Source organism: Paracoccus tibetensis, assembly GCF_900102505.1.
Lineage (GTDB): Bacteria > Pseudomonadota > Alphaproteobacteria > Rhodobacterales > Rhodobacteraceae > Paracoccus > Paracoccus tibetensis.
The window spans coordinates 87,544-107,404 of record NZ_FMVT01000005.1; the positions used below are offsets into that span (position 1 = coordinate 87,544).

At 70.1% G+C, this 19,861-nt stretch carries 20 protein-coding genes; 9 read left to right on the forward strand and 11 right to left on the reverse strand.

Going from position 1 to position 19,861, the window contains the following annotated elements:
* Positions 1 to 9: 9 nt before the first annotated feature.
* From lysA to argH, 3 genes are read right to left on the reverse strand one after another with little or no spacing between them, the layout of a single operon-like run.
* Complete coding sequence (lysA, locus tag BLP73_RS08290) at positions 10 to 1,275, reverse strand: diaminopimelate decarboxylase (protein ID WP_090742432.1); 1,266 nt, start codon at positions 1,273 to 1,275, stop codon at positions 10 to 12.
* Positions 1,275 to 1,430, reverse strand: coding sequence for a hypothetical protein (locus BLP73_RS19355; RefSeq protein WP_175453279.1), 156 nt, complete (start codon positions 1,428 to 1,430; stop codon positions 1,275 to 1,277). Before BLP73_RS19355 ends, lysA begins: the two co-directional genes overlap by 1 nt.
* On the reverse strand, positions 1,427 to 2,827 hold the full coding sequence (argH, locus tag BLP73_RS08295; RefSeq protein WP_090742436.1) for an argininosuccinate lyase: 1,401 nt from the start codon (positions 2,825 to 2,827) through the stop codon (positions 1,427 to 1,429). The genes BLP73_RS19355 and argH overlap by 4 nt, the downstream gene beginning before the upstream one ends.
* 24 nt (positions 2,828 to 2,851) lie before the next feature.
* Here argH and BLP73_RS08300 point away from each other — a divergent pair, with 24 nt between their 5' ends.
* Positions 2,852 to 3,406 carry a TlpA disulfide reductase family protein gene (locus BLP73_RS08300; RefSeq protein ID WP_090742439.1) on the forward strand — a complete coding sequence of 185 codons (555 nt, stop codon included), beginning with the start codon at positions 2,852 to 2,854 and terminating at the stop codon, positions 3,404 to 3,406.
* Positions 3,407 to 3,497: 91 nt separating this feature from the next.
* Here BLP73_RS08300 and BLP73_RS08305 read toward each other — a convergent pair whose 3' ends face one another.
* Positions 3,498 to 5,786 carry a transglycosylase domain-containing protein gene (locus BLP73_RS08305; RefSeq protein WP_090742443.1) on the reverse strand — a complete coding sequence of 763 codons (2,289 nt, stop codon included), beginning with the start codon at positions 5,784 to 5,786 and terminating at the stop codon, positions 3,498 to 3,500.
* Between the two features lie 267 nt (positions 5,787 to 6,053).
* Between BLP73_RS08305 and BLP73_RS08310 the strand changes: the two genes are divergently transcribed.
* Positions 6,054 to 7,403: an ammonium transporter gene (locus tag BLP73_RS08310; protein ID WP_090742445.1), complete on the forward strand. Its 1,350-nt coding sequence runs from the start codon at positions 6,054 to 6,056 to the stop codon at positions 7,401 to 7,403.
* 117 nt (positions 7,404 to 7,520) lie between these two features.
* Here BLP73_RS08310 and BLP73_RS08315 read toward each other — a convergent pair whose 3' ends face one another.
* Positions 7,521 to 8,522 (reverse strand): polyprenyl synthetase family protein, encoded by a 1,002-nt coding sequence (locus BLP73_RS08315; protein WP_090742448.1) that lies wholly within the window; start codon positions 8,520 to 8,522, stop codon positions 7,521 to 7,523.
* Positions 8,523 to 8,597: 75 nt separating this feature from the next.
* Here BLP73_RS08315 and BLP73_RS08320 point away from each other — a divergent pair, with 75 nt between their 5' ends.
* Genes BLP73_RS08320 through BLP73_RS08330 form a run of 3 tightly spaced genes read left to right on the forward strand, consistent with a single transcriptional unit; the run spans position 8,598 to position 9,783 of the window.
* Positions 8,598 to 8,807: a putative signal transducing protein gene (locus tag BLP73_RS08320; protein ID WP_090743063.1), complete on the forward strand. Its 210-nt coding sequence runs from the start codon at positions 8,598 to 8,600 to the stop codon at positions 8,805 to 8,807.
* Positions 8,797 to 9,558 (forward strand): tRNA1(Val) (adenine(37)-N6)-methyltransferase, encoded by a 762-nt coding sequence (locus BLP73_RS08325; RefSeq protein ID WP_245686602.1) that lies wholly within the window; start codon positions 8,797 to 8,799, stop codon positions 9,556 to 9,558. The genes BLP73_RS08320 and BLP73_RS08325 overlap by 11 nt, the downstream gene beginning before the upstream one ends.
* 60 nt (positions 9,559 to 9,618) lie before the next feature.
* Entirely contained in the window at positions 9,619 to 9,783 is a 165-nt protein-coding gene (locus BLP73_RS08330) for a YdcH family protein (protein WP_090742451.1), read from the forward strand.
* 70 nt (positions 9,784 to 9,853) lie between these two features.
* Here BLP73_RS08330 and BLP73_RS08335 read toward each other — a convergent pair whose 3' ends face one another.
* A complete protein-coding gene (locus BLP73_RS08335; protein WP_090742453.1) occupies positions 9,854 to 11,026 on the reverse strand; it encodes an aspartate aminotransferase family protein in 1,173 nt (390 codons plus the stop codon).
* A 197-nt stretch (positions 11,027 to 11,223) separates the two neighbouring features.
* Between BLP73_RS08335 and BLP73_RS08340 the strand changes: the two genes are divergently transcribed.
* Positions 11,224 to 12,126 (forward strand): DMT family transporter, encoded by a 903-nt coding sequence (locus tag BLP73_RS08340; protein ID WP_090742456.1) that lies wholly within the window; start codon positions 11,224 to 11,226, stop codon positions 12,124 to 12,126.
* A gap of 9 nt (positions 12,127 to 12,135) precedes the next feature.
* Here the strand turns inward: BLP73_RS08340 and BLP73_RS08345 are convergent, their stop codons facing one another.
* Complete coding sequence (locus tag BLP73_RS08345) at positions 12,136 to 12,981, reverse strand: ABC transporter permease (RefSeq protein ID WP_245686603.1); 846 nt, start codon at positions 12,979 to 12,981, stop codon at positions 12,136 to 12,138.
* 133 nt (positions 12,982 to 13,114) lie between these two features.
* Between BLP73_RS08345 and BLP73_RS08350 the strand changes: the two genes are divergently transcribed.
* A complete protein-coding gene (locus BLP73_RS08350) occupies positions 13,115 to 13,723 on the forward strand; it encodes a GcrA family cell cycle regulator (protein WP_090742459.1) in 609 nt (202 codons plus the stop codon).
* Between the two features lie 44 nt (positions 13,724 to 13,767).
* Here the strand turns inward: BLP73_RS08350 and BLP73_RS08355 are convergent, their stop codons facing one another.
* The 4 genes from BLP73_RS08355 to BLP73_RS08370 all read right to left on the reverse strand — a co-directional run bounded on the left by BLP73_RS08355 (position 13,768) and on the right by BLP73_RS08370 (position 16,579).
* Positions 13,768 to 14,208, reverse strand: coding sequence for a BLUF domain-containing protein (locus BLP73_RS08355; RefSeq protein WP_090742461.1), 441 nt, complete (start codon positions 14,206 to 14,208; stop codon positions 13,768 to 13,770).
* A gap of 83 nt (positions 14,209 to 14,291) precedes the next feature.
* Positions 14,292 to 15,107 (reverse strand): EAL domain-containing protein, encoded by an 816-nt coding sequence (locus BLP73_RS08360; RefSeq protein WP_090742465.1) that lies wholly within the window; start codon positions 15,105 to 15,107, stop codon positions 14,292 to 14,294.
* A gap of 103 nt (positions 15,108 to 15,210) precedes the next feature.
* Positions 15,211 to 15,858, reverse strand: coding sequence for an MlaC/ttg2D family ABC transporter substrate-binding protein (locus BLP73_RS08365; protein ID WP_090742468.1), 648 nt, complete (start codon positions 15,856 to 15,858; stop codon positions 15,211 to 15,213).
* A complete protein-coding gene (locus tag BLP73_RS08370; protein WP_245686605.1) occupies positions 15,803 to 16,579 on the reverse strand; it encodes an MlaA family lipoprotein in 777 nt (258 codons plus the stop codon). The genes BLP73_RS08365 and BLP73_RS08370 overlap by 56 nt, the downstream gene beginning before the upstream one ends.
* Positions 16,580 to 16,726: 147 nt before the next feature.
* Between BLP73_RS08370 and BLP73_RS08375 the strand changes: the two genes are divergently transcribed.
* The gene (locus BLP73_RS08375) at positions 16,727 to 18,484 is read left to right on the forward strand and encodes a type I secretion system permease/ATPase (RefSeq protein ID WP_425415687.1); all 1,758 of its coding nucleotides are present in this window, start codon (positions 16,727 to 16,729) and stop codon (positions 18,482 to 18,484) included.
* On the forward strand, positions 18,481 to 19,851 hold the full coding sequence (locus BLP73_RS08380) for an HlyD family type I secretion periplasmic adaptor subunit (RefSeq protein WP_090742472.1): 1,371 nt from the start codon (positions 18,481 to 18,483) through the stop codon (positions 19,849 to 19,851). Before BLP73_RS08375 ends, BLP73_RS08380 begins: the two co-directional genes overlap by 4 nt.
* The last annotated feature ends 10 nt before the right edge of the window (positions 19,852 to 19,861 follow it).

A 19,861-nucleotide genomic window follows, 5' to 3' on the forward strand; every position in this document is an offset into this window, starting at 1 on the left:
GCGCTGCGGTCACAACCATGCGGGGATGCTATCGCGCCCCAGCATTTCCTCAAATGTCGGGCGTGCACGGATGACGGCGAAGTGATCGCCCTCGACCAGCACCTCGGGCACCAATGGCCGCGAATTGTACTCCGAGGCCATCACCGCGCCATAGGCCCCGGCCGAGCGGAAGGCGATGAGGTCGCCTGCCGCCATTCCGGGCAGCTCGGCGCCCTTCTGGAAGGTGTCACCCGATTCGCAGACCGGCCCGACCACGTCGTAGGGCTGCACCGCCGCCCCGGGAGCCGCCTCGACCAGCGGGACGATGTCGTGGTGCGCGCCGTACATCGCCGGGCGCAGCAGGTCGTTCATCGCCGCGTCCACGATCAGGAAGTCCCGGTCCTCGCCGCGCTTGACGTAGATCACCTCGGAGACCAGCACCCCGGCATTGCCGACGATGTTGCGCCCCGGCTCGATCTCGATCTCGCAGCCGAGGTGCCCGACCGTCTCGCGGATCACCGCGCCATATTCGATCGGCAGCGGAGGGGCGTTGTTGTCGCGCCGGTAGGGGATGCCGAGGCCGCCCCCAAGATCCAGCCGGGTGATCGCATGCCCCTTGGCGCGCAGCACGCCGGTCAGCTCGGCGACCTTGGCATAGGCCGCGCGGAAGGGCGCGAGGTCGGTCAGCTGGCTGCCGATATGCACGTCGATCCCGACCACCTTCAGCCCCGGCAGGCGTGCGGCCTCGGCATAGACCTCCACCGCGCGCGAGATCGGGATGCCGAACTTGTTCTCGGCCTTGCCCGTGGCGATCTTCTCGTGGGTCTTGGCATCCACATCCGGGTTCACCCGGATCGCCACCGGCACCTCGGCACCCATCGAGGCGGCCAGTGCCGACAGGGCCCGCATCTCGGGCTCGCTCTCGATGTTGAACTGCCGGATGCCGCCTTCGATGGCTAGCCGCATCTCGGCCACCGTCTTGCCGACGCCCGAGAAGACGATCCGCTCGCCCGGCACCCCGGCCGCCTTGGCGCGCCGGTATTCCCCGCCCGAGACGACATCCATCCCCGCGCCCAGATCGCCCATCAGCTTCAGCACCGCGAGATTGCTGTTCGACTTCACGGCGAAGCAGACCAGATGCTCGGTCCAGTCCAGCGCCTGCCGGAAGAGGCCGAAATGCCGCCTCAGGGTCGCCGCCGAATAGACATAGACGGGCGAGCCGACCTGCCGCGCGATGCAGGAAAGCGGTACGTCCTCGGCGAAAAGCTCGCCGTCTTGGTAGAGGAAATGATCCATCAGAGCCCGGTCTGCACGCCGACGACGGCATGTCCGCTGAGGCTGAGCCCGGCCGCGGGGGCGCCGGGCCGCTCGGGCGCGCCGTCCACGCCGCAGCCGTTCAGCAGCAGCACCACGACGACAAGGACGACCACCAGAACCGCGACATTCCTCATGCCAGCTTCTCCTTCCAGCGCGCGATCTGCGCGCGCACCTGCACGGGGGCCGTGCCGCCATAGCTCTGCCGCGAGGCGACCGAGTTGTGAACGCCCAGCACCCCGAACACATCCTCGGTGATGCCGGCGTGAACGCCCTGCATGTCCGCAAGGCTCAGGTCCGGCAGATCGACTCCCCGCCCCTCGGCCAGCGCCACGAGGCTGCCGGTGACATGGTGGGCGTCGCGGAACGGCAGGCCCAGCTCGCGCACCAGCCAGTCGGCAAGATCCGTCGCGGTGGAAAAGCCCGCCGAGGCCGCCGCCTCCAGCTTCTCGCGGTTGGCGGTCAGGTCGGACAGCATCCCGGCCATCGCGGCCAGCGCCAGCATCAGGCTGTCGGCGGCGTCAAAGACCTGCTCCTTGTCCTCCTGCATGTCCTTCGAATAGGCGAGCGGCAGTCCCTTCATCACCGTGAACAGGGCCACGGTCGCGCCCAGGATGCGCCCGATCTTGGCGCGGATCAGCTCGGCCGCATCCGGATTGCGCTTCTGCGGCATGATCGAGGAGCCGGTCGACCACTTGTCGGACATCGAAACAAAGCGGAACTGCGCCGAGGACCAGATCACCAGCTCCTCGGCCAGCCGCGACAGGTGGACCGCGCAGATGCTGGCGGCCGACAGGAACTCCAGCGCGAAGTCCCGGTCGCTGACCGCATCGAGGCTGTTCGCCATCGGCCGCTCGAACCCCAGCTCGCGCGCCGTCATCTCGCGGTCGATCGGATAGCCCGTCCCCGCCAGCGCCGCCGCGCCCAGAGGCGATTCGTTCATCCGCTTGCGCGCGTCCTGAAACCGCGACAGATCGCGCCCGAACATCTCGACATAGGCCATCATGTGATGGCCCCAGGTTACCGGCTGCGCGGTCTGCAGGTGGGTGAAGCCAGGCATGACCCAATCCGCCCCTGCCTCGGCCTGGCCGAGCGCCGCCCGGATCAGCGCGCCCAGCGCCTCGACGGCCGCGTCGCACTGGTCGCGCACCCATAGCCGGAAATCCGTCGCCACCTGGTCATTGCGCGACCGGCCCGTATGCAGCCGCCCCGCCGGCTCGCCGATGATCTCCTTCAGGCGGGCCTCCACGTTCATGTGGATGTCCTCCAGATCGCTGCGGAACGGGAAATCCCCGGCCTCGATCTCTGACAAGACGGTGAGCAGGCCTTCCCCGATGGCCGCCGCATCGCTATCGCTGATGATGCCCGCGCTCGCCAGCATGGCGGCATGGGCCCGGCTGCCCCGGATGTCCTGGGCGTAGAGCCGCCGGTCGAAGCCGATCGAGGCGTTGATCGCCTCCATGATGGCATCCGGCCCGGCGGCGAAGCGCCCGCCCCACATGCTGTTGGCAGAGGTCTGGGGCCGGTCGGTCATGGAAAAAGTCCTTCGGAGGTCTCGATGCTGCGTTCCGCCCTGCTTTATACGGCCCTCGTTATCGGTGCAAACACCGCCGCAGCGGCCGAACCCGACTGGCAGGCGGCGCGGGCGGGCGGGCTCGACAAGCTGGTCGTCGCCGAGACCCCGGCCCCCGTTAGCGCCGTCATCTTCACCGACCGCGACGGCGCCGAGCACAGCCTTGCCGACTGGCGCGGCAAGATCGTGCTGCTGAACTTCTGGGCCACCTGGTGCGCCCCCTGCCGCGAGGAGATGCCGGCCCTCGACAACCTCCAAGCCGAACTCGGCGGCGAGGATTTCGAGGTCGTCACCATCGCCACCGGCCGCAACGCGGTTGAGCGCATCGACGACTTCTTCGCCGAGACCGGCGTCGCGCACCTGCCCGTCCTCCTCGACCCGCGCCAGCAGCTCGCCCGCGACATGGCCGTGGTGGGCCTACCCGTCACCGTCCTCATCGACCGCGAGGGGAACGAGCTTGCCCGCTACATGGGCGACGCCGAATGGGACTCGGAGGCCTCGATGACCCTCATGCGCGAGCTCATCGGCCCGGACGCCTGAGGGCGCCGCCCGAAAGCCGCGCCCTTCATCTTCTGTGTGGAAATATCCCGGGGGGTCCGGGGGGCTGGCCCCCCGGCGTCCGGCGGGAACGTCAGTTCCCGCCCAGGATCCCCTGCAACGCCCGGCTGAGGGCGTCGTCCGAATCCGCCCCCACCGACGCGCCCGGCGTCTGCGGCGCCCCGCCGGTGATCTCGGTCGGCGCGACGATCTGCCGCCCGGTCCGCTCCGCCTCGATCGTGTTCATTACGCCGGCCAGCGCCGCCGCCAGCGGATCGTCGGCCGAACCCGAGGTCACCACGCGCGGCGTCGAATCGCCCTGCGACATGATGATCCCGCTGCCATCGGGAGAGACGGTGGACAGCGGCAGCTCGGGCAGCCCGTCATGGATCTCGGACATGACCGCCTGCCAGATCTCGGCCGGAAGTCCGCCGCCGGTCACACCGGAGAGGGGCGTGTTGTCGTCATAGCCCATCCACACGCCGGTCACGTACTGCTCGGTGAAGCCTACGAACCAGGCGTCGCGATAGCTGCTGGTCGTGCCGGTCTTGCCCGCCACCGGCCGGTCGCCCAGCCTTGCCCGCGTGCCCGTGCCCGACTGGATCACCTGCTGCATCATGTAGATCAGCTGCCCGGCCGCGCGCTGGCTGATGACGCGCTGGCCAAGCCCGCCCGTCTGGCCCATCAGCGGGCGCTCGTCCCCGCGCATGTTCAGCTGCACGACGCCGTAGGGCGCGACCGAGGTGCCGCCGTTGCGGATGCCGGCATAGGCGCCCGTCAGCTCCAGCAGCGTCGCCTCGGAGGCGCCGAGCCCGAGCGAGGGGCTGGTGGTCAGGTTGCTGACGATCCCGAAGCCCTGCGCCACCCGGATCACCTGGTCGCGGCCCACGACCTCCTGCAGGCGGATGGTCGAGGTGTTCAGCGACTGCGCCAGCGATGTCGTCAGCGTCACCGCGCCGCGATAGTTGCGGGTGTAGTTCTGCGGCGACCAGCTGCGCCCGCCGGGAATGCGGATCGTCAGCGGCGCGTCCTGCACCGTGTCCGACGGCGAATAGCCCGCATCCAGCGCCGCGGCGTAGACGAAGGGCTTGAAGCTGGACCCGGTCTGCCGCTTGGCCTGCGTGGCGCGGTTGAACGTGCCCTGCGCGCGGTTGTCGAGCCCGCCGATCATCGCCCGGACGGCGCCGTCCGCGGACATGATCACGACCGCGGCCTGCGCCGTCGAGCCGTCCTTGACCTTCTCGTCATAGATCCGCTGCAGCGCCCGCTCGGCCGCGCGCTGGATGCGCTGGTCGAAGGTGGTGGTGATCGTCACGTCCTCGGTCGTCTCCGAGGTCAGGAAGCCCGGCCCCGATTCCATCACCCAGTCCGCGAAATAGCCGCCCGCCCGCGCCGCGGCGGCCTGCGACAGCGTCGCCGGCGCGGCCCGCGCCTGCGCGACCTCCTGGTCGGACAGGTAGCCCTCCTCGCCCATCAGGCCGAGGATGACGTTCGCCCGCTCCTGGCTGCGCTGGAGGTTGGCAGTGGGCGCATAGTAGCTGGGCGCCCGCAGCAGCCCGGCCAGCATCGCCGATTCCGAGGCGTTCACCTGGCTGGCCGGCTTGTTGAAGTAGCGCTGGCTGGCGGCCTCGAAGCCGCGCGCGCCGCCGCCCAGATACGAGCGGTTCATGTAGATGTTGAGGATGTCGTCCTTGCTGTACTTCGCCTCCATCGCGAAGGCGTAGGGGACTTCCTTGATCTTGCGCCAGATCCCGCCCGAGCGGCAGTCGGCCTCGAACTCGGCCTCGTTGGCGAAGCGCGTCGGATCGAAGGTCTCGCCGAGGCAGAGAAGCTTGGCCACCTGCTGCGTGATGGTCGAGCCGCCATGCCCTTCCAGCGGGCTGCGGCCGGCGGCCATGTTGATGCTAATGGCGCTGGCGATGCCGCGCGGGCTGATGCCGAAATGGCGGTAGAAGCGCCGGTCCTCGGTCGCGATCACGGCCTCTTTCAGGACGGGCGCGATCTGGTCGGCGGTGACGGCGCCGAAGGTCTCGCCGCGCCAGGCGAAGACGCGGCCGTCGCGGTCCAGCATCGTGACCGAGCCGCGGGCGCGGCCGTCGAACAGCGCCTCGGCCTCGGGCAGGGTGGCGTAGAAATAGGCGCTGGCCGAGCCGATGATCAGCGCGACCACCATCGCCAGCCGCCAGATCGAGCCCCAGACGATGCGCCAGATCAGCACGATGAAGCCGACGATCCAGCCGAGGATGCCGCCGCGCCGGGGGGGGCGGGCGGTGTGGCGCTTGACCTTCCGGGGCTTGGCCTCCGTCTCGGCCTCGCGGAAGCTGCGTTTGTCCGCGATGGGGCTTGCGCCCGTGCGCCTTGGGGTGCCGGTGGGTTTCTTCATGCCTGCTTTCCTGCCCGGCCGTGTGGTCCGGCCATAGTTGCGGCAGAGCATACAGGAAGAATTCCTGCGATGGAATTGCGCTGACCAATCCGTGAATTGCCGCCGCGGCAGGCAGACAACCCCAGGATTGCCCGAAGCGCGGGCAGATCAGGTTTCCACCCGAAGCGGCACCGCCCGTCGCTTGTGCAGTGGCCGGGCTTTTGCGGATGAAAGCAGCGATGGCGGCCAGATCCCGCGGCCGCACGACCAGAAGACAGGTGAAGACTGATGAAACAGATGATTCCCGGCCTGGTCGCGGCGCTGACGCTTCTGGCGTTGCCCGCAGCCGCGCAAGAGGCCGCCCTGCCCGTCGACCCCGAGACAACCACCGCCGCCGCCTCGGCGGTCGGGGCCGAGACCGCCTATATCTTCGACACGCTGCTCTTCCTGATCGGCGGCATCCTGGTCTTCTGGATGGCGGCGGGCTTCGCCATGCTGGAAGCCGGCCTCGTGCGCTCGAAGAACGTGACGGTGCAGCTGACCAAGAACATCGCGCTCTTCGCCATCGCGGGCCTGATGTACTGGATCATGGGCTACAACCTCATGTATCCGGCCGACTGGTCGATCAACCTGTGGCTGGGCGAGATCTTCAGCTTCGCCACCCTCGATCCGGTCGGCAGCGCCGATCTGGAGAACAGCTATTCGGTCGGCTCGGACTTCTTCTTCCAGCTGATGTTCTGCGCCACCACGGCCTCGATCGTCTCGGGCACCCTGGCCGAGCGCGTCAAGCTGTGGCCCTTCCTGCTGTTCACCTTCGTGCTGACCGGCTTCATCTACCCGATCGAGGCCAGCTGGCAGTGGGGCGGCGGCTGGCTGTCCGAGATGGGCTTTTCCGACTTCGCCGGCTCGACCCTGGTCCATGCGGCGGGCGGCTTCGCGGCCCTGGCGGGCGCCATCGTGCTGGGCCCGCGGCTTGGCAAGTATCGCAATGATGGGCGGATGCAGCCGATGCCGGGCAGCAACCTGGCGCTGGCGACGCTCGGCACCTTCATCCTGTGGATGGGCTGGTTCGGCTTCAACGGCGCCTCGCAGCTGGCGATGGGCACCATCGACGACGTGGCCGATGTCAGCCGCATCTTCGTGAACACCAACATGGCCGCCTCGGCCGGTGCTGTGGTCGCGCTGATCCTGAGCCAGGTGATGTACAGCAAGGTCGACCTGACCATGGTGCTGAACGGCGCGCTGGCGGGCCTCGTGTCGATCACTGCCGAGCCGCTGACCCCCTCGATCTTCGCCTCGGTGCTGATCGGCGGCGTGGGCGGGGCCATCGTGATCTTCGCCGTCCCGCTGCTGGACCGGCTGAAGATCGACGACGTGGTCGGCGCCATCCCGGTCCACCTGGCTGCCGGCATCTGGGGCACGCTGATCGTGCCGGCGACCAACCCGGACACCAGCTATGTCAACCAGCTCATCGGCATCGTCGCCATCGGCGCCTTCGTCTTCGTGCTCAGCTTCATCGTCTGGTCGATTCTGAAGGCCACCATGGGCATCCGCGCCAGCGACGAGGCGCAGATCAGCGGCCTCGACATCAGCGAACTGGGCATGGAGGCCTATCCCGACTTCGTGCAGGCCAAGTAAGCCGCACAGCACAGTCTCTTCCCGGAGAGGGGGCGGGCCGGAAACGGTCCGCCCCTTCTGCCTGATCGGCGCATGAAAAAGGCGCCCGAAGGCGCCCATGTCCGGCAGATGCTCGCCTCAGGCGACGCGGCTGACCACGAACTCGGCGAGATCGCGCAGCATGTCGCGGATCGGGTGGGGCGGCAGCGCCTCCAGCGCGGTGCGGGCGCGGGCGGCATGGGCCAGCGCGTCCTTACGGGCGGCCTCCATCGCGCCGTGGCGGGAGAGCAGGCGCAGCGCCTCCTCCAGATCGCCCTCGCGCTGGTCGCCGGCCTCGATCACCCGCGACCAGAAGGCGCGCTCGGCCCCGTCGGCCTTGGCGACCGCCTTGATGACCGGCAGCGTCAGCTTCCGCTCGCGGAAGTCGTCGCCTACGTTCTTGCCGATCGCCTCGCTCGCCCCGCCATAGTCCAGCAGGTCGTCGACGATCTGGAACGCGATCCCGAGCGCGTCGCCATAATCGAACAGCGCCCGCACCTGCGGCTCGGGCGCGCCCGCGATGACCCCGCCGACCTCGGTCGCGGCCGAAAACAGCGCCGCCGTCTTGCCGCGCACGACCTGCAGGTAGATCCGCTCGTCCGTCGCCAGATCCTGCGCGGCGGTCAGTTGCAGCACCTCGCCCTCGGCGATGGTGGCGCTGGCATTGGACAGGATCTCCAGCGTCCGCAGGTTGCCCGGCGCGACCATCAGCTGGAAGCTGCGCGCGAAGAGGTAATCGCCCACCAGCACGCTGGACTTGTTGTCCCAGAGCAGGTTCGCCGTCGGCCGACCGCGCCGCTGGCGGCTTTCGTCCACCACGTCGTCATGCAAGAGCGTCGCCGTGTGGATGAACTCGACCGTGGCGGCCAGGTGGATGTGCCACGGACCCGGGTAGTCCAGCATCTTCGCCGCGGCGAGCGTCAGCATCGGGCGCAGGCGCTTGCCGCCGGCCTCGATCAGATGGGCGGTGACCTCGGGGATGCGGGGGGCGTGCTCGCTGGCCATCTTCTCGCGGATCAGCGCGTTCACCGCCTCCATCTCGTCCGCCAGCGCGTCCGAGAGCCTGTCCAGCGGCTTGCGGGGGTGATCCTGCACGGTCATGCCCAATCCCTTTCGATCAGGACCTCGCATTGCCACGGCATCGACAAATCTGCAACCGCCGCATACCTTTTCCCCATGAAAGAGCTTTTCCGCAGCAATGACCCCGTCCGCATCTCGGCCGCCCTCAGCCTGCTGGAGGCCGAGGGGATCGTCCCCTTCCAGATGGACCAGCACATGAGCGTGCTGGAGGGCTCCATCGGCATCCTGCCGCGCAGGGTGATGGTCGCGGATCGCGACCTGTTCATGGCCCGGGCGCTGCTGCGGGACGCGGGACTTGACGACTGAGCTGACCTGCGACGACTTCCTCGGCGGCCGGCTCAGGATCTTCCAGCCCGCGCGCGGCTACCGCGCCGGGGCCGATGCCGTGATGCTGGCGGCCGCCTGCCCCGCCGCAGCCGGCGAGACGGTGCTCGAGCTTGGCTGCGGCGCCGGCGTCGCCAGCCTCTGCCTCGCGCGACGGGTGGCGGGCCTGCGACTGACCGGGCTCGAGCGGCAGACGGACTACGCCGCCCTCGCCCGCCGGAACGCCGAGGCGAATGCCCTGCCGCTGACCGTGATCGAGGGCGACCTTGCCGCTGCCCCGCCCCTGCTGAAGGGGGCCAGCTTCGATCATGTCCTGATGAACCCGCCCTTCTTTCTCGGCGGCACCGCCGCGCCCGACGGCGGCCGCGCCACCGCCCGCAGCGAGGAGACGCCGCTGGCCGCCTGGCTGGACGCCGCCCTGCGCCGGCTGAAGCCGAAGGGCTGGCTGACGGTGATCCAGCGCGCGGACCGGCTGGACGGGCTGATCCACGGCCTTCACGGCCGCGCAGGGGCGCTGACGATCCTGCCGCTGGCCGCGCGGGAGGGGCGCGAGGCCGGCCGGGTGATCCTCTGGGCGCGCAAGGGCGCGCGCGCGCCGCTGCGGCTTCTGGCGCCTTTCGTCATCCACGCGGGGGGTCGGCACGAGGCAGATGGCGAGGACCTGACGCCGGATGCGGCAGCCGTGCTGCGCGAAGCTGCGCCAATTCGCCCTGTGATTGCGAAACTTCCGTGACAGAATCGGAAGACTGTGATGGGATTCAGATGTTCAATCCAATCCGCAAGGAGGACGCGAATGTCGGTTGCCAATCATGTCGAGGAACTTCGCCGCAAGCATCAGGTCCTGTCCGATGCCGTTGAAAGGGCTCAGAGAAGCCCTGGCACGAACGACCTGGAACTGGTCGCCATGAAGCGCCAGAAACTCCGCCTCAAGGAGGAAATCAGCCGCCTCGGCCATTAGCACCGCGACAGGCGCGTGACATCCACCCGCGTGCCGGACGGCCCGCCCCACGCCGGGGCGGGCCGTTTCGTCAGGCGGGCAGGCTGTCCGCGGCCCGGTCAAGCCGCGCCACGGCCTCGGCGATCTCGTCGTCGGTGATGTTCAGCGGCGGCAGCAGGCGCAGCGTGTTGTCGGCCGCCGGCACGGTCAGGATGTGCTGGGCATAGCCAGCCTTGACCAGATCCGCCGGCGCCGCCTTGCATTTCAGCCCCAGCATCAGGCCCTGCCCGCGCACGCCCTCGAACACCTCGGGATGGGCCGCGACCAGCGCCTCGAGCTTCTGGCGCATGAGGCCCGCCTTGCGGTTCACCTCGGCCAGGAAGGCGTCGTCCGCCACGATCTCCATCACCTTCGTTCCCACCGCGCAGGCCAGCGGGTTGCCGCCGTAGGTCGAGCCATGCGTGCCCGCGACCATGCCCGCCGCCGCCGCCTCGGTGGCCAGCACGGCGCCCAGCGGGAAGCCCCCGCCGATGCCCTTGGCGACCATCATGATGTCGGGCGCGATCCCGGCATGTTCATGCGCGAAGAGCCGCCCGGTCCGGCCCATGCCGCATTGCACCTCGTCCAGGACCAGCAGCGCGCCGGTCCGGTCGCAGGCCTCGCGCAGCCCCTTGAGGCAGACGTCGGGCAGCGCCCGGATGCCGCCCTCGCCCTGCACCGGCTCGATCATGATCGCCGCCGTGCGGTCCGTGACCGAGGCCTTCAGCGCCTCGTGATCGCCGAAGGGCACCTGCTTGAAGCCCGGCATCAGCGGGCCGAAGCCCTTGACCATCTTCTCGGACCCCGCCGCCGCGATGGCCCCGGTCGAGCGGCCGTGGAACGCGCCCTCGACCGTCACGATCTCGATGCGGTCCGGGTCGCCCGCATGGTCCCAGTACTTGCGGACCATCTTGATCGCCAGCTCGGCCGCCTCGGTGCCCGAATTGGTGAAGAAGACCGTGTCGGCGAAGGTCTTGTCCACCAGCAGGTCGGCCAGCCGCTCCTGCTCGGGGATCTGGTAGAGGTTCGAGACATGCCAGATCCGCCCCGCCTGCGCCGTCAGCGCCGCGACCAGGTCGGGATTGGCATGGCCGAGCACATTGACCGCGATCCCCGCGCCGAGGTCGAGGTATCGCGTCCCGTCCGCCGTGATGGCCCAGGTACCCTCGCCCCGCTCGAAAGCCAGCGGGGCACGGTTATAGGTCGGCAGGACATGCGGGATCATGGGCAGGGCCTTTGCAGCGATGTGACGGGGGACAGGCAGGCAGGGATGCAGGGCCGGACGGCCGTGCATCAACGTCGGATCGAGGGGGCGCGCCTGGTGCTCATGGCGCGGACCATGCGCAAGAAGGACCGCTCGCGCAAGAGAAAATGCAGCCGCTGCGGCTGGACAGGCACGGGCGTGCGTCCTAGACCCCGGCCATGAAAACGAACCAAGAACAGCGGGACGCGCGGGTGACGGCCGGGCTGATGGTGGCGGCGACCAGCCTCTTTGCCGCGACCTCGGTTCTGGCCAAGGGCCTCGGGGTCGGGGCGTTCGGGCCGGCGCTGCCGCCGCTGATGGTCAGCTTCGGCCGCTTCGCCTTCGCGCTGGCCGGGATCGCGGCGGTGGCCGCGCTGATGCGCCCGCGCCTGACGCGCCCGGCCTGGGGCACGCATGCGGCGCGCACGCTCTGCGGATGGGGCGGGGTCACGCTGATGTTCGCGGCCGTGGCGCGGATGCCGCTGCCCGACGCCACCGCGATCAGCTTCCTTTCGCCCGTCTTCACCATGATCCTCGCCATCCCGCTGCTGGGCGAGCGTGTCGGCCCCGTCCGCTGGAGCGCCGCCGCCATCGCCCTGATCGGCGCCGCGATCCTGCTGCGACCCGGAGATGCCGTGCAGCTGGCCGCCTTCATCGCCCTCGGCGCCGCCGCCGCGATGGGGCTGGAGGCGATCTTCATCAAGCGCCTCACCCGCCGCGAATCGCCGCTGCAGATCCTGCTGGTGAACAACGCGATGGGCGCCGCCATCGCCGCCACGGTCGCGCTGGCCGTTTGGACCACCCCGAGCCCGCCGCAATGGGCCGCGCTGGCCGCGATCGGCCTGCTCATGGCCTGCGGGCAGGCGCTGAACCTGCTGGCCATGCGCCGGGCGGATGCCAGCTTCGTCGCGCCCTTCTTCTACCTGACCCTGATCTGGGCGGCCGGCTTCGACCTGTTCCTCTTCGGCGTTTTGCCCGACGGGATCAGCCTGATCGGCGCGGCGGTGCTGGTCTCGGGCGCCGCCCTCCTCGTCTGGCGCGACCGCCAGAGGGGCGGCGCGGCCCGCCCGCCCGGCGCCTGAACGGCGCGCCTAAGGCTTCATCCGGTAGCCCGATTTCAGCCAGCGCCATGCCAGCCACAGGACCAGACCGACGACCACGGCGCAGATCAACAGCCCCCGCTCGGGCGGGGCGTCGCTGACCCCGGTGACGCCGTAACGCGCCCCGTCGATCAGGTAGAAGACCGGGTTCCAGTGCGAGATGGTGTTGAACGGCTCGGGCAGCGCCTGGACCGAGTAGAAGGTCCCCGACAGGAAGCTCAGCGGCGTGATAATGAAGTTGGTGATCGCCGCCATCTGGTCGAACTTCTGCGCCAGAACCCCTGCGAGGATGCCGAGCCCCCCCAGCATCAGCGCCGCCAGCAAGACGAAGGCCAGCGTCCAGAGCGGATGGGCGATCCCCCGCCCCGTCACCAGCACCATCCCGGTCCCGATCACCACCGCCACAAGCCCCGCCCGCGCGACCGAACCGGCCAGATAGCCCGCCAGCAGCTCGCCCGCCGAGAGGGGCGGCATCAAGGTGTCCACGATGTTGCCCTGCACCTTCGCCGCCGTGATTGAGCTGGAGGTGTTGGCAAAAGCGTTTTGGATCACCGTCATCATCAGGATGCCCGGACCCAGGAAGACCAGATAGGGCAGGCCCATCACCTCGCCCCGCCCCTGCCCCAGGGCCAGTGCAAAGATCAGGACGAACAGCCCCGCCGTCATCAGCGGCGCGAAGATCGTCTGCTGCCAGACCGCCATGAAGCGCATCACCTCGCGCCGGGCCAGCGTGGCCAGGCCCAGCCAGTTGACGCGGCCGAAGCGGCGCACGCCCATGGCGTGATCGCCCATGACTTTGGCACCCGAGGGCTTCAGGCGGGTGGTCTGGCTGGGCATCGGGGCGGTCCTTCGATTCGGGCGCCTTGAATTTCGGCGCGTCGGCAGCTAAATCTCGGCATCCCGTTTCTGACGGGACCAATCGCAGGTTTCAAGATGGACGGCGGGCCGGGGCCTGCCCGGAAAGGCAGCCATGTCGTGGACGGATGAACGCGTCGAGACGCTGAAGCGCATGTGGGGCGAGGGTCAGTCGGCCAGCGCCATCGCGAAGGAGCTGGGCGGCGTGACGCGCAACGCGGTGATCGGCAAGGTCCATCGCCTTGGCCTGTCGAATCGCGTGGAAGAGGTCGAGCCCGCCATCGAAGCCCCCGCAGTCGCCGCGCCCGAGCGTCCCGTTCCCGCCGCCGCGGCCAGCCGTCCCGCCGCCGCCCCGGTCGAACCGGAGCCGGTGGGCGAGGCGCCGCTCGAGGCCGAGCCTGTCGCCGAGGCGCCTGCCCGCCCGGCCTTCAACCCGGTGCCGCGCCGCCCGATCGTGCCGGCGGGCCAGCCGCTGCCGCCGCAGCCCTCGGCCAACGAGATCAGCCCCGAGGCGCTGGCCTCGGTGCGCGAGGTCGAGAAGCGCGCCCGCAAGCTGACCCTGATGGAGCTGACCGAGCGGACCTGCAAATGGCCCATCGGCGATCCCGCGACCGACAAGTTCTGGTTCTGCGGCTTGCCCTCCAAGCCGGGCAAGCCCTATTGCGAGGCCCATGTGGGCGTCGCCTTCCAGCCGATGAGCTCGCGCCGCGACCGGCGCCGCTGAGGCGTGCCAAGAGGCGGGCAGCCGCCCGCCCCTTGGCCCCCACGTTACTCCTGATCCGCGATGGCCTTCAGGAAGGCGTTGACCCGCTCTACATAGGCGTCGTCCCCCGCTTCGGGCCGGTTCGCCCAGTCCGCCAGCCAGGCGAAGAGCGAGGCGGCCTCGGGGTCGGACTGGCGCATCTGCCAGCCTTCGAAGAGACGGCGCTCCAGCATGCCCTGGTCCAGGACCGTCACTTCGAAATGGCGCGTGTCCTCGCGCAAGAGGTCCAGAAGCCGGAAGATCTCGCGCCACGGCCCCTCGAGCCACTGGAAGAAGACGCCGTTCTCGTAGTGCAGACAGCCCGTCAGTCCCCGTTCCGCGTTGCGGCGGCGGGAATGGCTGACGATGGCCTCCACGTCCTCGGACGTGGTGCCGGGGCGCGCGATACTGCGGTAGAGACAGTAGCTCAGCGCGTCCTCTGTGGCGGGACGGAAGACGTAGTTCATGGGCAGAAAGGCTCCGGTCTGGGCGAGTGTGCCCCCGTCCTAGCACCCGAGGTCTTAATAGACCGTCAACAGGACCACGTGTCTCAGCGGCTGGCCACCGAGGGCGGGGTCTTCCACGGCGGCGCGATGGTCGGGGCGCCGAAATAGTAACCCTGCAGGCAATCGACGCCGGCCTCGATCAGGAAGCTGGCATCCTCGGCCGTCTCGACCGACTCGGCCACGGTGAACATGTCGAAATGGCGGGCGATGGCCAGCAGCGCCTGCATCAGCACCTGGTTGTCGCGGTGGCTCGAGATGCTGCGGATGAACTGGCCGTCGATCTTCACGAGGTCGAAGCAGAAGTCGCGCAGGTATCGGAACGAGGTGTAGCCGGCGCCGAAATCGTCCAGCGCCAGGCTGATGCCGTAGCCCTGAACCTCGCTCATGAAGCCCATGACCTCGTCGGGCATGCCCATGGCCGAGCTTTCCGTGATCTCGAGGATCAGCCGCTCGGCCACGGTGGGATCGTCGCTCATCTCGCGGCGCAGCGTGTCGATCCAGCCCGGATAGCTGATCGAGCGCGCCGACATGTTAATCGACAGGCGCAGCGAGGGATCGCGCCGCAGCGTGTCCAGCCCGAGCGACAGCGACAGGCAGTCGATCTGGCGCCCCAGTTCCGACACCTCGGCCTGCGGCATGAAATCCTTCAGCGGCACCAGGCGCCCGCCATCGTCGATGATGCGGATCAGCCCCTCGTAGAAGGCGGGCCGGTTGGGCTGGCTGGCCTGGACGATCGGCTGGAAAGCCAGCACGCCGCTGCCGCGCTCGACGGCGGCCCGCACGGTCGAGATCGTCAGCCGTTCCTGCTGACGGATCGCGCTGTCCAGCGGCGAGCCGGATTCGGGGGACATGTCGCTCATCTCGGACCTCAAGCCGTCATCACCTCTAACCGGGGCGATCATGGCGCAGCTTGGCGGGATTCGAGAGCGCTTTCTACCTTTTGGGTTAACGGCTTGCCGAGGCTCAACCGGCCTGCCGCAGGTCCGCCGTCAGCGCCGCCACGCTGCCGCGCCGTTGCGCCAGCATCGCCGCGATCTCGGCCCGCTCCGAGGCAATCATGTTGATCCCCTCGATGATCAGGTTGAAGAAGCGCACGTCGCCTGAGCGGTCCGAGACATGCCACTCAACATCGATCGGCGACCGGCCCTGCAGCTGGGCGACCGAGGTGACGGCATAGAAGCTCTTCAGCGGCCGCGCGCCGGTGACGGTGACCCGCGAGCCGACGAATTCGCGGAACCGGCGCCCGTATTTCCGGCCGATATAGCCCTGCAGCGCCTGCGTGTAGCTGGCCAGTTCGGCCGCGGGGGTCTGCCGCGCCGCCGGCCCAAGGACTGTCCGCGCGATCACGTCCATGTCGGCATAGCGCGCCAGGATCGCCTCGAACTGCTGGTAGATCTGCGCCGACTGGTTGCCCGAGTTGATGACGGCATAGACCTCGTCCACCGCGCGCTGGATATGCGCCGTCGCCTGGTCGGCGGTCAGCGCGAAAGCCGGGGCGGGGGGCAGCAAGGCCGCCAGGGCCGCGCCGCCCGCGAGTGCCAGGAAGGCGCGCCGGTCAATCCTCGTAGGGGTCGATGACCTCAGGCTCGTCCTCGTAGGGGTCGAATACATCGCGCTCTTCTCCCAGCTCATGGCGGCGGTTCATCAGCCAGATCAGGCGAACCTGCGCGTAACTATCCGCACTTTGCTGCAGGACGCCATCCACGCTGCCGGCCAAACGCGCCCGATCACCGGCTTTTGAGGCGATCCGCAGCCCCCAGGCCGCCGCCAGATCGCGCCCCGACAAGACGTGGTTGACCGGGTCGATCAGCAGGTCCACGACCCGCCCCGCCGCGTCGCGCTGCGTCGACGGGCCGATCAGCGGCAGCTCCAGATATGCGCCCTCGGGAGCGCCCCAGACCGCCAGCGTCTCGCCGAAATCGGTGTCGCGCTCGGTGACGCCGAAGCTGTCCGCGGCCGGATCGAAAAGCCCGCCCAGCCCCACGGTGGAGTTGATCGCGAAGCGGCCGAGGTTCTGCGCGGCCCGTCCCGGCCGCCCCTGCAAAAGCCCGTTCACCGCCTTGCCGGGCAGCGACAGGTTGCGCCCCGCATTGATCAGCATCTGCCCCGGCCCGATCGGCTCGCCCGGCGCGGCGGCGGCCGGCGGCGCCGCCTCCGCCTCGTCCGAGGGGCCGGAGAGGCGCGCGGCCAGCGCCTTGTTGAAGGCATGCACGCGCCGGTTCTGCGCCTCATAGGGATCGTTGATGGCGATGCCGTCCTGCATCACCGGCCGTGATGCGCAGCCGGCCAAAGCGGTGGAGGCGATGAGGGCCGACAGAAGCAGAGCGCGCAAAGGATTTCCTTACTTTTCTGTGCCACAGCTTCAAGCGGACGGGCGTCCTGCCGCCGGGCTCAGCCTGTTTCTAAGGGTGCGGCCGCCGGGCGGCAAGGCGCGCCAGGCCACGGATTCGTCGGCTCGTGCCGGACAGGAGGGACTGCAATGACGGCATCGGCGGCCATGACCGCGACGCGCCCCGGCCGGCACGAGCTGCGCCTGGCGCAGTCCGCCGGCCTGCCGGTCGCCGCAGCCGTCGCCGCCTTCTCGGCGGCGGTGAACCTGCTGATGCTGACCGGGCCGATCTTCATGCTGCAGGTCTATGACCGCGTGCTGGCCTCGCGATCGGTCGAGACGCTGGCGGCGCTCACGCTGTTGATGACCTTCCTCTTCCTGGCGATGGGGCTCATCGACGTGGCGCGCGGCCGCATCGTCCAGCGGATCGCCGCGCGGTTCCAGTCTCGGCTGGAGGCGCGTGTCTTCGCCGCGACGCTGCGGGACGAGCAGCTGCGCGGCCCGGGTGCAGCCGTCGCCATGGGACCGCGCGATCTGGAGGCGGTCAGCCGATTCGTCGGCTCGCCGACGATGCTGGCGATCTTCGATCTTCCCTGGACGCCCCTCTTCGCGGCGGCGATCTTCGTCTTCCACCCGCTGCTGGGCGCCATCGCCCTTGGTGGCGGGGTGCTTCTGGTGCTCATCACCCTGGCGACGCGCGCCCTGACGCGCGGCCCGCTGCAGATCTCGGCCGAGGCCGGGGGCATCGCGCAGCGCATGGCGGATCTCTTCGGCGACCAGGGCGAGACGCTCGGCGCGCTCGGGATGCGCGGCACGGCCTTCGCCCGCTGGCACGGCGCCCGCGCCGCCTCGCAGGACCAGGCCGTGCGGGCCGCGGATCTTGCGGGCGGGCTGACCGCCCTCTCGCGCGGGTTCCGGCTGTTCCTTCAGAGCCTGCTGCTGGCGGCGGGCGCCTGGCTGGTGCTGCGCAACCAGCTGACGCCCGGCGCGATGATCGCCAGCTCGATCATGATGGGCCGCGCTCTGGCCCCGGTGGACCAGCTGGTCGCGGGTTGGGCCGGGCTCCAGGCGGCGCAGGACGGCTGGCAGCGCCTCGGCCACCTGCTGACGCGCCACCCGCCCGAGCCGCCCCGCACCCCGCTGCCGCGCCCGCAGGCCCAGCTGGACCTGCGCAACCTCACCGTCGCCCCGCCGGGCGCCGCCAGCCCGACCCTGCGCGGCGTGAACCTCGCGCTGCGGCCGGGCCAGGCCATCGGCGTCATCGGCGCCTCGGGCGCCGGCAAGTCGACCCTCGCCCGCGCGCTGACCGGCGCCTGGACGCCTCTGTCTGGAACGGTGCGGCTCGGCGGGGCGACGCTGGACCAGTACGATCCCGACGTGCTGGGCGGCCTGATCGGCTACCTGCCGCAGCAGGTGACGCTGTTCGACGGCACCATCGCCGAGAACATCGCCCGCCTCGCCGCCAGTCCCGATCCCGCCCGCGTGGTCGAGGCCGCGCGCGCCGCCGATGCCCACCGGATGATCCTCGACCTGCCGCAGGGCTACGACACGCGCATCTCGCAGACCGGCGGCCGCCTGTCCGGCGGGCAGATCCAGCGGATCGGCCTTGCCCGCGCGCTCTATCCCGACCCGGTGATCCTGGTTCTGGACGAGCCGAACTCGAATCTCGACCATGCCGGCTCCGAGGCGCTGAACGCCGCGATCCGCCGGATCAAGGCCCGCGGCGGCGGCGTGATCATCATGGCCCACCGGCCCGCCGCCATCACCGAATGCGAGTATCTGCTGGTGCTGGAGCATGGCGTCCGGCGCAGCTTCGGGCCCCGCGACAAGGTGCTGCGCGAGGTGACCGAGAACGCGGCGCAAATCGCCGAGGCGCGGCAGGCCGCAACGAAGGGCGGCGCCGCATGACCGTCGTCTTCGACCGAGGCCGGCAGGCCGCGCCCGTGCCCGCCGGCCCGCAGCAGCCCGCCGCGCCAACCATTCCCGCCCGCGCCTGGCCGATCCGCGGCGCGATGATTTTTGGCCTTGCCGTGACGCTGGCGGTGCTGGCCGGGCTGATCCTCTGGGGCGCCGGCGCCCGCATCAGCGGCGCCGTCGTGGTGCCCGGCATCGTCGAGGTCCAGCAGCACCGGCAGGTCGTCCAGCACCCCGACGGCGGCGTCGTCGCGCGCATCGCGGTCGCCGACGGCGCAAGCGTCGCCGCCGGCGATCTGCTGCTCAGCCTCGACGGCAGCCTTCTCGAGAGCGAGCTGGCCATCGTCGAGGCGCAGTATCTGGAAACCCTCGCCCGCCGCGGCCGGCTCGAGGCCGAGCGCGCCGATCTGGACCGCATCACCTTCCCCGCCGCGCTTCTGGCCGCCGGCCCGGCAGGCCCCGGCCCGCAGCTGGCCGCAGGCCAGCAGCAGCTCTTTACCGCCCGCCGCGCCACCCTGTCGCAATCGCTCGAGCAGCTGGACACCCAGGCCCGCCAGGTCGAGGACGAGATCGCCGGCATCGACGCGCAGATCGCGGCCGCGCGCCGCCAGGCCGCGCTGATCGGCGCGGACCTCGCCGACCAGCAGAGCCTTCTCGACCGCGGGCTCTCGCAGCGCAGCCGCGTGACGGCGCTTGGGCGCGAGGCCGCGCAGATGGACGGGGATCTGGGCGCGATGCAGGCCCGCCGCGCCGCGGCCCGCACGCGCCTCAGCGAGCTGGAGGTGATGAAGCTGCGCCTGCGCGCCGAGCAGCGCGAACGGGCCGAGGCCGAGCTGCGCGAGCTGGGCCCGCGCGAGCTGGAGCTGGCCGAGCACCGCCGCGCCCTGCGCGAACGCGCGAGCCGCCTCGCCATCCGCGCGCCCGTCGCGGGCATCGTCCACAACATGCAGGTCACCACCCCCCGCGGCGTCATTCGCCCGGCCGAGCCGCTTCTGTGGCTGGTGCCGCAGGACCGGCCGCTGCTGGTCGCGGTCCGCGTGCCGCCGATGATGGTCGACGTCCTGACGCCGGGCCAGCAGGTCGCGCTGCGCGTCGCGGCCGTCTCGGCCCGCCACACGCCCGAGATCTCCGGCCGGCTCGAGCGCGTGGCCCCGGACGTGCTGGTCGACGAGATGACGCGCAGCCCCTATTTCCGCGCCGAGGTCTCGATTCCCCCGGCCGAGGTCGACCGCCTCGCCCCGCTGGCCTTGCTGCCCGGCATGGCGGTCGAGGCCTATATCCGCACCGGCGAGCGCACGCCGCTCGACTATCTCACGAAGCCGCTCACCGACTATTTCGCCCGCGCCTTCCGCGAGGACTGACGCCCGCGCC